The sequence below is a fragment of the Pantoea sp. CFCC18179 genome (assembly GCF_059412405.1).
Map to the genome: position 1 here is coordinate 1 of NZ_JBNBPM010000002.1, position 12,819 is coordinate 12,819.

General features: G+C 51.9%; 13 protein-coding genes, 1 tRNA gene and 2 rRNA genes. 3 read left to right on the forward strand and 13 right to left on the reverse strand.

The window, feature by feature from the left end:
• From rrf (ACPUC7_RS04605) to rrf (ACPUC7_RS04615), 3 genes are all read left to right on the forward strand, one after another.
• Positions 1 to 114: ribosomal RNA gene (rrf, locus tag ACPUC7_RS04605) — 5S ribosomal RNA — on the forward strand; the annotation flags it as partial.
• 15 nt (positions 115 to 129) lie between these two features.
• Positions 130 to 205, forward strand: a tRNA-Thr gene (locus ACPUC7_RS04610).
• 36 nt (positions 206 to 241) lie between these two features.
• Positions 242 to 357, forward strand: a 5S ribosomal RNA gene (rrf, locus tag ACPUC7_RS04615).
• A gap of 162 nt (positions 358 to 519) precedes the next feature.
• Here rrf (ACPUC7_RS04615) and ACPUC7_RS04620 read toward each other — a convergent pair.
• From ACPUC7_RS04620 to aroQ, 13 genes are all read right to left on the reverse strand, one after another.
• A complete protein-coding gene (locus ACPUC7_RS04620; protein WP_343553079.1) occupies positions 520 to 1,281 on the reverse strand; it encodes an amino acid ABC transporter ATP-binding protein in 762 nt (253 codons plus the stop codon).
• Positions 1,282 to 1,289: 8 nt separating this feature from the next.
• Positions 1,290 to 2,390: an amino acid ABC transporter permease gene (locus tag ACPUC7_RS04625; protein WP_494921952.1), complete on the reverse strand. Its 1,101-nt coding sequence runs from the start codon at positions 2,388 to 2,390 to the stop codon at positions 1,290 to 1,292.
• 15 nt (positions 2,391 to 2,405) lie between these two features.
• Positions 2,406 to 3,584 (reverse strand): amino acid ABC transporter permease, encoded by a 1,179-nt coding sequence (locus ACPUC7_RS04630; protein ID WP_494921953.1) that lies wholly within the window; start codon positions 3,582 to 3,584, stop codon positions 2,406 to 2,408.
• A 66-nt stretch (positions 3,585 to 3,650) separates the two neighbouring features.
• On the reverse strand, positions 3,651 to 4,676 hold the full coding sequence (locus tag ACPUC7_RS04635; RefSeq protein ID WP_343553076.1) for an amino acid ABC transporter substrate-binding protein: 1,026 nt from the start codon (positions 4,674 to 4,676) through the stop codon (positions 3,651 to 3,653).
• 537 nt (positions 4,677 to 5,213) lie between these two features.
• Positions 5,214 to 5,510, reverse strand: coding sequence for a DNA-binding transcriptional regulator Fis (gene fis, locus ACPUC7_RS04640; protein WP_007891954.1), 297 nt, complete (start codon positions 5,508 to 5,510; stop codon positions 5,214 to 5,216).
• Between the two features lie 24 nt (positions 5,511 to 5,534).
• A complete protein-coding gene (gene dusB / locus ACPUC7_RS04645) occupies positions 5,535 to 6,500 on the reverse strand; it encodes a tRNA dihydrouridine synthase DusB (RefSeq protein ID WP_494921954.1) in 966 nt (321 codons plus the stop codon).
• 364 nt (positions 6,501 to 6,864) lie between these two features.
• A complete protein-coding gene (locus tag ACPUC7_RS04650; RefSeq protein ID WP_494921955.1) occupies positions 6,865 to 7,593 on the reverse strand; it encodes a carbonic anhydrase in 729 nt (242 codons plus the stop codon).
• A 202-nt stretch (positions 7,594 to 7,795) separates the two neighbouring features.
• Positions 7,796 to 8,677 (reverse strand): 50S ribosomal protein L11 methyltransferase, encoded by an 882-nt coding sequence (gene prmA, locus ACPUC7_RS04655; RefSeq protein WP_343553074.1) that lies wholly within the window; start codon positions 8,675 to 8,677, stop codon positions 7,796 to 7,798.
• An 11-nt stretch (positions 8,678 to 8,688) separates the two neighbouring features.
• On the reverse strand, positions 8,689 to 10,134 hold the full coding sequence (panF, locus tag ACPUC7_RS04660; RefSeq protein ID WP_494921957.1) for a sodium/pantothenate symporter: 1,446 nt from the start codon (positions 10,132 to 10,134) through the stop codon (positions 8,689 to 8,691).
• Positions 10,124 to 10,366: a YhdT family protein gene (locus tag ACPUC7_RS04665; RefSeq protein WP_494921958.1), complete on the reverse strand. Its 243-nt coding sequence runs from the start codon at positions 10,364 to 10,366 to the stop codon at positions 10,124 to 10,126. Before ACPUC7_RS04665 ends, panF begins: the two co-directional genes overlap by 11 nt.
• Positions 10,367 to 10,437: 71 nt before the next feature.
• Positions 10,438 to 11,787: an acetyl-CoA carboxylase biotin carboxylase subunit gene (gene accC / locus ACPUC7_RS04670; RefSeq protein ID WP_343553070.1), complete on the reverse strand. Its 1,350-nt coding sequence runs from the start codon at positions 11,785 to 11,787 to the stop codon at positions 10,438 to 10,440.
• Positions 11,788 to 11,798: 11 nt separating this feature from the next.
• Positions 11,799 to 12,266: an acetyl-CoA carboxylase biotin carboxyl carrier protein gene (gene accB / locus ACPUC7_RS04675; RefSeq protein ID WP_343553069.1), complete on the reverse strand. Its 468-nt coding sequence runs from the start codon at positions 12,264 to 12,266 to the stop codon at positions 11,799 to 11,801.
• A 21-nt stretch (positions 12,267 to 12,287) separates the two neighbouring features.
• Positions 12,288 to 12,740, reverse strand: a complete 453-nt coding sequence (gene aroQ / locus ACPUC7_RS04680; RefSeq protein WP_343553068.1) for a type II 3-dehydroquinate dehydratase — start codon at positions 12,738 to 12,740, stop codon at positions 12,288 to 12,290.
• Positions 12,741 to 12,819: the final 79 nt, after the last annotated feature.

A 12,819-nucleotide genomic window follows, 5' to 3' on the forward strand; every position in this document is an offset into this window, starting at 1 on the left:
TGGCGGCTTTAGCGCGGTGGTCCCACCTGACCCCATGCCGAACTCAGAAGTGAAACGCCGTAGCGCCGATGGTAGTGTGGGGTCTCCCCATGCGAGAGTAGGGAACTGCCAGGCATCAAATTAAAGTGTGCTGATATGGCTCAGTTGGTAGAGCGCACCCTTGGTAAGGGTGAGGTCCCCAGTTCGACTCTGGGTATCAGCACCAGTTTTAAAGCGTGAGTTCGGTAAATTACAGAATTTGCCTGGCGGCTTTAGCGCGGTGGTCCCACCTGACCCCATGCCGAACTCAGAAGTGAAACGCCGTAGCGCCGATGGTAGTGTGGGGTCTCCCCATGCGAGAGTAGGGAACTGCCAGGCATCAAACACAAAAGCCCTGAACGAAAGTTCAGGGCTTTTTTGTATGCGTTCAATTCCAAAATCAGTGCCATCAAAGTGCTTGTTTAAATGCTCCGTTAACCAGCAAGCATAAAAAAACCTCTGCCGCTAAACAGAGGTTTGATAAAGGCAACTAACTGATAATCAATGAATAACCTGAGACAAGAACGCACGCGTACGTTCTGATTTTGGGTTAGCAAAGAACTCCTGCGGCGGTGCTTCCTCTACGATCTCACCGCGATCCATAAAAATTACGCGGTCTGCCACGGTACGCGCAAAGCCCATTTCATGTGTCACACACAGCATGGTCATGCCATCTTCTGCCAGACCAATCATGGTATCGAGCACCTCTTTTACCATCTCTGGATCAAGCGCTGATGTTGGCTCATCAAACAGCATGATTTTCGGTTTCATACACAGTGAACGCGCGATCGCCACACGTTGCTGCTGACCACCAGAAAGCTGGCCTGGGAACTTATGCGCATGTTCAGCGATACGTACTCGCTGCAAGTAATGCATCGCTAACTCTTCCGCTTCTTTCTTCGGCATTTTACGCACCCAAATCGGTGCCAGCGTACAGTTCTGTAAAACGCTCAGATGCGGGAATAGATTGAAGTGCTGAAATACCATGCCAACTTCAGTACGTACACGCTCGATATTACGGATATCCTGGTTGAGGTGAATGCCATCAACCACAATACGACCTTGCTGATGTTCTTCCAGATGGTTGATACAGCGAATCGTGGTGGATTTACCCGAACCTGATGGCCCGCACAGCACGATGCGTTCGCGCGGTTTCACCTGCAAGTTGATGTCTTTCAGTACGTGGAATTGACCGTACCATTTATTAACGTTTTCAAGAGTAATCATCATGGCGTCAGCCGCATTAGTCATAGTTTGTGTCATGTTAAACCTCAGTGCGAAGAACGCCCGGTGTGAAAACGCTTCTCCAGATACTGGCTATAGCGCGACATGCTGAAACAGAAAATCCAGTAAACCAGGGCAGCAAAAACATAGCCTTCCGTCGACATACCTAACCAGGTTGGGTCAACGGTGGCTTGCTGCACGCTACTGAAGAGATCGAATAGGCCGATGATGATCACCAAACTGGTATCTTTAAACAGTGCGATGATGGTGTTCACCAAGCCGGGAATGGTGAGCTTGAGTGCTTGCGGTAAAATCACCAGCGCCTGAGTTTTCCAGTACCCCAGTGACAATGATTCAGCCGCTTCGTACTGACCTTTCGGCAGCGCCTGCAAACCGCCGCGCACCACTTCTGCCACATAAGCGGACTGGAAGAGAATCACGCCAACCAACGCGCGCACCAGTTTGTCGATAGTGGTGCCTTCCGCCATGAACAATGGCAGCATCACTGAAGACATAAACAGCACGGTGATCAGCGGAACGCCACGCCAAAACTCAATGAAGATCACTGAAAGCGTGCGCACCACCGGCATACTTGAACGGCGTCCCAACGCCAGCAAAATGCCCAACGGCAGCGCACCGGCAATCCCCACTGAAGCGATAATCAGCGTCAATGCCAAGCCGCCCCATTGGCGCGTCTCAACACGCTCCAAACCAAAATAGCCGCCGTACATCAGTAACCAAACCACAATCGGATACACCACCGCCCAGCAGGCGATATAGCGACCGCGACGCGGCATGGCTTTGATAAACATTGGAATAATTGAGAGCAAACCAATGATCAGCGAAAGGTTGATGCGCCAGCGTAGCTCATGTGGATAAAGCCCATACATAAACTGGCCAAAGCGTGCATGGATAAACACCCAGCATGCGCCTTCTTTGGTGCAATCTGCTCGCGTCTCGCCAATCCAGTTAGCCTGAAAAACTAACCAGTTCAATGCCGGCGGAATAACGGTCCAGATAAGCCAGATGCTAAACAGCGTCAGTAACGTGTTCAGCCAGCTGGAGAACAGATTTTTACGCGCCCACAGCCAAGCCTTGCTAAGAGGATTGGTCGGAATCGGCGGTGTTTCGTGTGTGGTAACAGACATAATGATCCCGTTCTCTTAACGCTCAACCAGCGCAATTTTGCGATTGTAGAGGTTCATCAGCAGCGAAATAAGCAGGCTGATGATCAGATAAACCGCCATGGTAATCGCAATCGTTTCAATTGCTTGTCCGGTTTGGTTCAGCACCGTACCGGCAAACAGCGACACCATATCGGGATAGCCAATCGCGGCCGCCAGCGATGAGTTCTTCACGATGTTGAGATACTGGCTGGTCAGCGGTGGGATAATCACGCGCATCGCCTGCGGAATGATGACCTGGCGCATCGTTACCGGATTCGGCAGACCCAACGAACGCGCGGCTTCATTTTGCCCATGTGGCACTGACTGAATACCAGAGCGAATCACCTCAGCGATGAAGGATGAGGTATATACCGATAGCGCCACGGTTAATGCAGCAAGTTCAGGGATCATCACCGCGCCGCCGCGGAAGTTAAATCCGCGCAGTTGCGGCACATCCCAGTGCATTGCTGCACCAAATAATGTGTGCGCAATCAACGGCAGCAGAACCAGCAATGCAACGGCCGCAGGCCATGTTCGACGCAATTGACCGGTTTTTAGCTGATGTTTGCGGTTAAAACGGAATAGTGCGACACAGCCGAGAATCGCCAATGCCAGCGCGATAATGAACGGCCAGGTGCCGGGTGCGTATTCCGGCCATGGAATATACAAACCACGGTTGCTGACAAACGTCAGATCAAAAGCGTTCAGCGCCTGACGCGGCCCAGGCAAGTTACGCAGCACGGCAAAGTACCAGAAGAAGATTTGCAGCAGTGGCGGGATATTACGAAACGTCTCAATGTAGATGGTTGAGAGGCGGCGCAGCAGCCAGTTCTCGGACAAGCGTGCTAAACCGACAGCAAAACCAAGAATCGAGGCGAAGACAATACACAGCGCAGATACCAGCAAGGTGTTGGTTAACCCCACCATAAACACGCGAGCGTAAGTGTCGCCTTCGGTGTAATCGATCAGGTGTTGGACAATGCCAAAGCCGGCATTGCGATCAAGAAAACCGAAGCCGGAAGTGATGCCACGATTGGCCAGGTTGATGACGGTGTTGTGGATGAGATATCCCACCACCGCCAGCACGGCCACAATCGCGATGATTTGGTAAAGCCAGGCGCGAACCGTAGGATTACCGAACGAAAAATCCCTTTTTACGGTTGGGCGTTGCGACATGTTGAAACCTCAGTGAAGATTACGCGTGGGCACCGCAGGGTGCGGTGCCCGACTGGCAGGACGAAATTAACGTACTGGCGGAGCGTATTGGATGCCGCCCGCATTCCACAGCGCATTCTGACCGCGCGCGATTTTCAGTGCGCTGTCTTTACCCACGTTGCGATCGAACACTTCCTGATAGTTACCCACTTGCTTGATGATGTTGAAGGCCCACTTGTTATCAAGCTTCAGATCTTTACCGAAGTCGCCTTCAGCGCCCAACAGGTGAGCCATATCTGGAGTAGTTGGTTTTGCTGCCATCTGATCCACGTTTTTAGAGCTGATACCCATCTCTTCAGCATTCAACATCGCGTAGAGAGACCATTTCACGATGGTGAACCAATCGTCATCACCACGACGCACCACTGGGCCCAGTGGTTCTTTGGAAATCACTTCAGGTAATACGATGAAATCGTCTGGTTTACCCAGCTTTACGCGCAGTGCATACAGCTGAGATTGGTCAGAAGAGAGCGTATCGCAACGGCCGCTGTCGAGCGCTTTGGCTGATTCATCAGAGCGATCGAAGGTCACCGGTGTGTACTGCATTTTGTTGGCTTTAAAGTAGTCAGCCACGTTCAGTTCGGTGTCAGTACCAGCCTGAATACAAACGGTGGCACCATCCAACTCTTTCGCACTTTTCAGACCGGCTTTCTTGTGGGTCAGGAAGCCGATACCGTCGTAATAGTTCACACCAGCAAACAGGAAGCCCATGCCACCATCGCGTGATGAAGTCCAGGTGGTGTTACGCGACAGGATATCTACTTCGCCAGACTGCAAAGCGGTGAAACGCTCTTTTGCGGTCAGCGGGGTGTATTTCACTTTGGTCGCATCACCAAATACCGCTGCGGCTGCTGCACGGCATACGTCTACGTCGATACCGGTGAATTTGCCGTTTGAATCAGCATAAGAGAAGCCAGGCAGGCCGTCGCTGATGCCGCACTGTACAAAACCTTTCTTCTTAATGGCATCCAACGTGGTGCCGGCATGCGCTTGTTGTGCAACGGCTAACAGCGAAGCTGCAGCGACCAGGGTGGAAAGCATCATCTTTTTCATAAAGCATCCTGTGTGGCGATATCGTGTGTTGTTATGTTTGCGCGCACTTTAATGTGCGCTTTTTTCTGTCTGTGGTGGTTAGCCATTCATTGCTCTGCAAACCTGATGCCAGGTTTGTAGAATCCTGAATTCTCTTGAAAGATCTTTTAATAAACTAAGAGTTCGGAAAATTCTGGCTAATATGACGCACCAAAAGGCAGCATGACGAGACGCCACGATCACAAATAGTGCAAAAAGTTTCACTATATGGAAGCAGTGTGAGCTAACGCTCAGGAGGCGATGTACGGATTTGCACTATTACGGCTTTAGCAGCGGAGGATCACAAACTGCGCGGCTTAAAAGGGGATTTTGAAGATATTAAAAATGGTGCAGATGGCTTGCTGAGAGGGTTTAAATATCACTGATGCAATTGCAACTATCGTTACCATTTTGGCGACAATTGTTTCATGCGTTGCTACCGGAACGAAATGACTTTATTGGTGCAAACAAAAACGCCAGCCCGAAGGCTGGCGTTATCGCAGCAACAAACTAAAAAAATTAGTTCATGCCGTATTTTTTCAGCTTCTTACGCAGGGTACCGCGGTTGATACCCATCATCAGAGCTGCACGGGTCTGGTTGCCACGGGTGTACTGCATCACCATGTCCAACAGAGGCTGCTCGACTTCTGCCAATACCAGCTCATACAGGTCACTAACATCCTGACCATTCAGTTGAGCAAAATAGTTCTTCAGTGACTGTTTAACCGAATCACGCAGTGGCTTTTGGGTCACCTGATCCTGAGAGTTAACGGTAGAAACGGTGAGTACGTCAGAATTTACGCGTTGTTCGAACATAGTTCTTTCAGCTCTTTATTTCGTTTACGCAAGATTTTCGAAGTATGCCTCCAACGCCTCCAGCTGTTCGCTGGCATCCTCAATGGCGTTGAATGTGCGCCGAAACTGGTCATCAGGAGCACTTTCCTGCAAATACCAGGAAACGTGTTTTCGGGCAATACGGTATCCTTTGCGCTGACCGTAAAAGTCGTGCAGCTCCCGTATGTGTCCAATCAGCATTTGCTTCACTTCAGCCAGCGGCTTCGGTGCCAGCAGCTCCCCTGTGTCCAGATAATGCTGGATTTCCCGGAAGATCCACGGTCTTCCCTGAGCGGCACGGCCAACCATTAGAGCATCGGCTCCGGTATAGTCGAGCACCGCTCTGGCTTTATGCGGGTCAGTAATGTCCCCGTTCGCGATAATCGGAATGGAAACGCTCTGCTTAACTGTCCGAATGCTGTCGTATTCAGCAAATCCCTCAAACAAACAGGCGCGCGTGCGGCCATGAATGGCGAGAGCCTGAATGCCACAGCGTTCAGCCAATTGGGCAATCTCTACACAATTACGATTTTCTTTGTCCCAGCCGGTGCGAATTTTCAGCGTAACCGGTACATCAACTGCATTAACGACCGCACGGAGGATAGATTCCACCAGTTGCGGATGTTGCAGCAGCGCTGAACCTGCCATCTTACGATTCACTTTTTTGGCCGGGCAGCCCATGTTGATATCGATAACCTGCGCGCCAGACGCCACATTAATGCGCGCGGCAGCAGCCATCTCATCAGGATCACAACCGGCGATTTGCACGGCGCGAATCCCAGGCTCGTCACTATGCACCATGCGCAAACGGGATTTGTCACTAGCCCAAACTTCCGGGTTAGATGACAGCATCTCGGAGACAGTCATACCGGCGCCGTTCTCGTAACACAGCGTGCGAAATGGCTTATCGGAGACTCCGGCCATAGGCGCAGCAATGAGGCGATTACGTAGCTGATGTTGTCCAATGCGCATGAAAAAGAAGTGACCCTAACTGTTCGCAAGGCGGCGTATATTACGCATTTTTTAAAGAAGATGAAAGGCCAAACTTTGAACAATTCGCCGTCAAAGATCATGGAAATCGCGCTAATCAGCGGATGAAAGATGATTAATTCTTTTAATTCAGTTGGTTAAAAAAATATGCTGAAATTGTGAACAAAAATTTTTCTAAAAACTTGAGCAAAATCACAACATAAAAACCGCCACATCTGGTAATTAGCCAGAGAAATGACGGCTATGTGATTATTAATTGAACTAATTAGTTTGGTGACGAGGGGCAATGGCGCAAGGCTCAACCCTGAAACCGATGTCTTTGGGCTGAGCCTGCCGATGATATTATTTATTCGACGACTATGCGTCCATTAAGAGGCTGTACTGGGCGACTGTTGCCATGCTCACCTAAGAGTAGAGCGAAGGTTTTCAATTGTTCGGCAGAAGCCATAACAGGCTGCTTCAGCACCAGCCAGCGAACGCCTTCGGTGCAAGGTGGCGTAGTGAGAGAACCACTAAAACGATAATAATGTTTGTCACCTGGAATTAATGCACTGAGGTTTAAGGCGTGCTGCAATTCCACTTCGTGATTCACTTTAGCAGGTAGATCACGCAGGATTTCTGCCAGCGCGGGATTCGCGGCGCTGGCTTCAAACATCACACCAACCACGGCCAAATGCCCGTCTTTACTGGCATGAACAAAATGCGCGGCCAGTGGATAACGTTTCCCATCAATCAGGTTTTCGCTAGGCGTGTGGAAGTGGAATTGGCGCAACGTAAAAGCTTCGCCATCCAGCATGAGGGCATCGCCATCTTTTATATTGATTTGGATGGTGTGGCCATTATTGACGATGGATTCTTTCTTCGCCTGATAGCTCAAGGTTAACGGCGGAAGCTGACCATTCACCACCTGACGAATATCGATAGGCGACTGATTCACACCGCTTTTGCAGGTTTGAAAATCGGTGCTTAAATTGCCCCATTCTGCCGGTGCTTCATAAGACCAAGCGGTATTGTGGGCGTGCGTATAGGAAGCCATGCTGGCTAGCAAGGCAAGTAAACAAAGTTTCTTTTTCATAATTCATTATTCAGCGATTTATCGACGTTTAATGCCGTAACAGCATTGCCTGTTGGGATAGCGCTATCGCCTGGAGCGGGATTGTAATGGCTTAAATGTAAAGAGACAGCAGGAGATCAGAAAGGGCTGGGGGTTTGAGACAGGTCTCAAGCCAAACGGGCGCATGCCAGTCAAAACGTGACTGGCATGCGAGGATAAGAGGTTAGCGACGCACACCAGTAATGCGGCACCACTCTTCTTTTTCCGCGACCGGATCAAGAGCGAAACGTTCGACATAGGCTTCACACACGCCTTCAGCCTGGCTTGCCAGCACGCCGGATAAACCAAGATGACCACCGGCTTTCGGCAATACACTAATCAGCGGCGCTAGCTCACGCAACGGACCGGCGAGGATGTTGGCAACCACCACATCGGCTTGCAGATTTTCCGGCTGCTGGTGGGGCAGATACAACGCCAAACGATCCGACACACCATTACGTTCAGCGTTATCACGGCTGGCTTGAATCGCCTGCGGATCGATATCAATGCCGATAGCTTGTGCCGCTCCTAGTTTCAACGCCGCGATAGCCAGAATGCCGGATCCACAGCCGAAATCGATCACCGTTTTACCTTGCAGATCCAGGCCATCGAGCCAGGTTAAGCACAGCGAGGTGGTAGGATGCGTGCCGGTGCCAAAAGCGAGACCAGGATCCAGCATCACATTTACTGCATCAGGATCCGGCACATCGCGCCAGCTAGGGCAGATCCACAACCGCTCGCCAAAACGCATTGGGTGGAAGTTATCCATCCATTCACGTTCCCAGTCTTTGTCTTCGATCTGCTCGATCTTATGACGAAACGCTGATCCCAGCAGCGGATGCTGGCTCAACTCGGCCACTACATCGCTCATCTCTGTTTCCGCGTCGAACAGGCCAATCACATCGGTATCGCCCCATAACAGCGTTTCACCAGGCAGCGGTTCGTATACTGGATTGTCGTGCGTGTCCTGGAAAGTCACAGACACGGCACCCACATCCATCAGCGCATCGCTCAGGGTTTCGGCGTTCTCACCGGTGCTATTAATTTTGATTTGAATCCAAGGCATCGCGTTTCTCTTTATTTCAGTGCCGCAGCGTGCGTTGCAAGCGTGCGACCAAACAAATTACCCACCAGGAACGCCAGCAGGCTTAAGGTCAATGACGGAACGATCGGGTGGAAGCCCCACCATTCAATTTTCAGGCTGGCAAGCAGCGTATAACAAACGGCGCCGACCACCATTCCGCTGATCGCGCCAGTGGCGTTAGCGCGCTCCCAATACAATCCCAGCACTAACGGCCACAGGAATACCGCTTCAAGGCCACCAAATGCCAGCAGGTTCAGCCAGATAATCATATCCGGCGGATTCCATGCCGCCAGCAGCAGCAGCACGCCCAGCACGAAGGTGATGGTGCCCGACAGCATGCGCAGGCGCGCCTCATTTTCACTGTGTTGTGGCGCAATTCGCAGGTAAAGATCTTTGATCAGCGTAGCGGAGGATTGCAGCAACTGCGCGTTAATGGTCGACATAATCGCCGCCATCGGCGCAGCCAGAAACACGCCCGCCGCCATCGGCGGCAACACGGTGATCATCAACGTTGGGATTACGCGATCGGGAATGGTGAGATCGGGCAGGATTACGCGTCCCAGGGCGCCAGCCAGATGCATACCGAACATCAGGATCACCACCACAATGGTGCCGAGAATAATGCCGCGATGCATGGCTTTGCTGTCTTTATAGGAGATGCAGCGCACCGCCGTATGTGGCAAACCGATCACGCCAAAGCACACCAACACCGCAAAAGAGCTTAGGAAGGTCGGATTGATGACGTTGCCGACACCTTCTGGTGAGGTCAGTTGTGGATCGATGTTATGCAGTTTGGTCACCGCCGAGGCTAATCCGCCAGCATGATGAATCACCGCAAACAGCAGCAGGAAGGTGCCAATCAGCATCACCATGCCTTGCATCGCATCGTTCAGTACGCTGGCGCGGAAGCCGCCGAACGCAGTATACAGCGCGATGGTGCCGCCAAAAATCAGCAATCCAGTGTCGTAAGGAATACCCGCTGCTGTTTCCAGCAGGCGCGCGCCGCCGATGAATTGCACGGTCATCGCGCCGATAAACGCGACTAACAAACTGAGGCTGGAGAGCCAGATCAGCAGCGTGCTGCCATAACGGCCATACAACATGTCATTGAGCGTAACGGCGTTGTAGCGACGCGCCAGAATGGCGAATTTTTTCCCTAGCACGCCCAGCGATAACCAGACGGCGGGCACCTGAATCATCGCCAGCAGCACCCAGCCAAGGCCATATTTGTACGCTGCGCCAGGTCCGCCAATAAAAGAACTGGCGCTGATGTAAGTGGTGGTGATGGTCATCGCCAGCACGAAGCCGCCCATTGAGCGACTGCCGAGGAAGTACTCACTCAGGAAGTTACCCTGTTGCTGCTTGCGCATGGCAAATACTGATAGCGCGGCGATCAGCACTAAATAGGCTAACAGCGGGAGAATAATTTCAGAGTCCATCTTGGTCCTCCAGCGACATGTCGCGGAACAGCACGCGCACCATTAGCCAGCACAACACAATAAACAGCAGCGGGGCGAAGAGACAGGAAAGTTCGAACCAGCGGGGCAGGCCAAACAGGCCGATTTCATTGCCACCTAACCAGGCGGATAATCCCCAAACGACGAGGTAAGCGATGGTCAGATAAAATGACCAGCGAGCCTCTTTGTTTGCTTGCAAAAAACGCCAATCCATTATGTAACCCCAAAGGCAACAAAAATGAAAAAGGCCGGATTAACCGGCCTCTGCTTTGCTCTGCGCTGCAATTACTTCTCTTGCAGGCCGAGTTTTTTCTCCAGATAGTGGATGTTAGTCCCACCTTGCTGGAAGTTTTCGTCGTTCATAATTTTCATCTGCAGCTCGACGTTGGTCTTGATACCGTCGATGATCAGCTCCGCCAGCGCGTTTTTCATGCGCGAAATCGCGACGTCACGGTTCTCACCGTAAGTGATCAGCTTACCAATCATTGAATCGTAGTACGGCGGCACACTGTAACCGGCATAGATATGCGATTCCCAACGCACGCCAAAACCGCCTGGCGCGTGGAAACGGGTGATCTTGCCTGGGCTTGGCAGGAAGGTGTTGGCATCTTCAGCGTTAATACGGCATTCCACCGCATGACCGCGAATCACTACGTCTTCCTGTTTGATCGACAGCGGCTGACCCGCAGCGATGCGCAGCTGCTCTTTGATCAGATCGACGCCGGTGATCATCTCAGTCACCGGATGTTCCACCTGAATACGGGTGTTCATCTCGATGAAGTAGAACTCACCGTTTTCGTACAGGAACTCGAAGGTACCGGCACCGCGATAGCCGATATCGATACAGGCTTTAGAGCAGCGCTCGCCGATGTAGCGACGCAGTTCCGGCGTGATGCCTGGCGCTGGTGCTTCTTCGACCACTTTCTGGTGGCGACGCTGCATTGAGCAGTCACGTTCCGCCAGATAGATAGCGTTACCCTGACCGTCAGCCAGTACCTGAATCTCGATGTGGCGCGGATTCTCGAGGTATTTCTCCATGTACACCATGTCGTTGTTGAAAGCCGCTTTGGCTTCCGCTTTCGTCATGTTGATGGATTGCTCAAGATCCTTGTCGCTGCGCACTACGCGCATACCACGACCACCGCCGCCGCCAGAGGCTTTGATGATCACCGGATAGCCGATGCGCTTAGCGAAGGCACGGTTTTTTTCCATGTCATCGGTCAGCGAACCGTCAGAACCCGGTACGGTCGGTACGCCGGCTTTTTTCATCGCGGTGATCGCAGACACTTTATCGCCCATCAGACGAATGGTGTCGGCTTTCGGGCCGATGAAGATAAAGCCAGAGCGCTCAACCTGCTCGGCGAAATCGGCGTTCTCAGACAGGAAGCCGTAACCCGGGTGGATCGCTACCGCACCGGTAATTTCAGCCGCAGAGATCAGCGCCGGGATGTTCAGATAGCTTTTGACCGAAGGCGGTGGGCCGATGCAGACGGTTTCGTCTGCCAGCAACACGTGCTTCAGGTCACGGTCCGCGGTGGAGTGCACAGCGACAGTCTTAATGCCCAGCTCTTTGCAGGCACGCAGAATGCGCAGCGCGATCTCACCACGGTTAGCAATGACAATTTTATCCAGCATGCTTCGCCTCGTTATTCGATGATGACCAGCGGCTCGTCAAATTCAACCGGTTGGCCGCTTTCGACCAGGATCGCCTTCACAACGCCGGATTTATCGGCTTCGATCTGGTTCATCATTTTCATCGCTTCAACGATGCACAGAGTATCGCCAGCGTTAACTTTCTGGCCAACTTCGATGAAGGCTTTCGCATCCGGGCTTGGGGTGCGATAGAAGGTGCCGACCATTGGTGAACGCACGATGTGGCCACTGATTTCAGCTTTAGGTGCTTCAGCGGCTGGCGCAGCGGCAGGAGCCACGGCGGTTGCCAGCGCAGGCTGCTGCTGCATTGGCGCAGCGTAAGCCTGTTGCATCATCGGGTAACCGGCATTTGCAGGTGCACGGCTGATACGAACGGACTCTTCGCCCTCGGAGATTTCCAGCTCGGAGATGCCAGACTCTTCAACCAGTTCGATCAGTTTCTTAATTTTACGAATATCCATGAGTGTGGTTCCGTACTCTGTTTAATTGGAATGTGACAGGCGTTTTACTGCCGTTTGTAAAGCCCACGAGTATCCATCAGCGCCAAGTCCACAGATGACGCCGGCAGATACATCGGAAAGATAGGAGTGATGTCGGAACGGTTCGCGTGCATGCACATTTGAGAGATGCACCTCAATAAAAGGAATGCTAACCGCCAACAGGGCATCACGCAGTGCAACGCTGGTATGCGTGAACGCAGCAGGATTAATGATGATGTAATCCACATTGCCACGAGCTTCGTGAATACGATCGATCAACTGAAACTCGGCGTTCGATTGCAAATGACTCAATTTCACATGGTGCTGATCGGCCTGTTGCGTCAAATCGCTGACAATTTGCGCCAACGTGGTGTGACCATACTTCTCAGGCTCGCGCGTCCCCAACAAATTCAAGTTGGGACCGTTTAAAAGCAGTATGTGAAATTTGTGCGCCATCTTGCTGCTATCTCCTGCAATCAGTAAGGCATCGCGTAAAATACCGCGGCATCTTGCGTTTGTCACTCCTGAGAGTGAA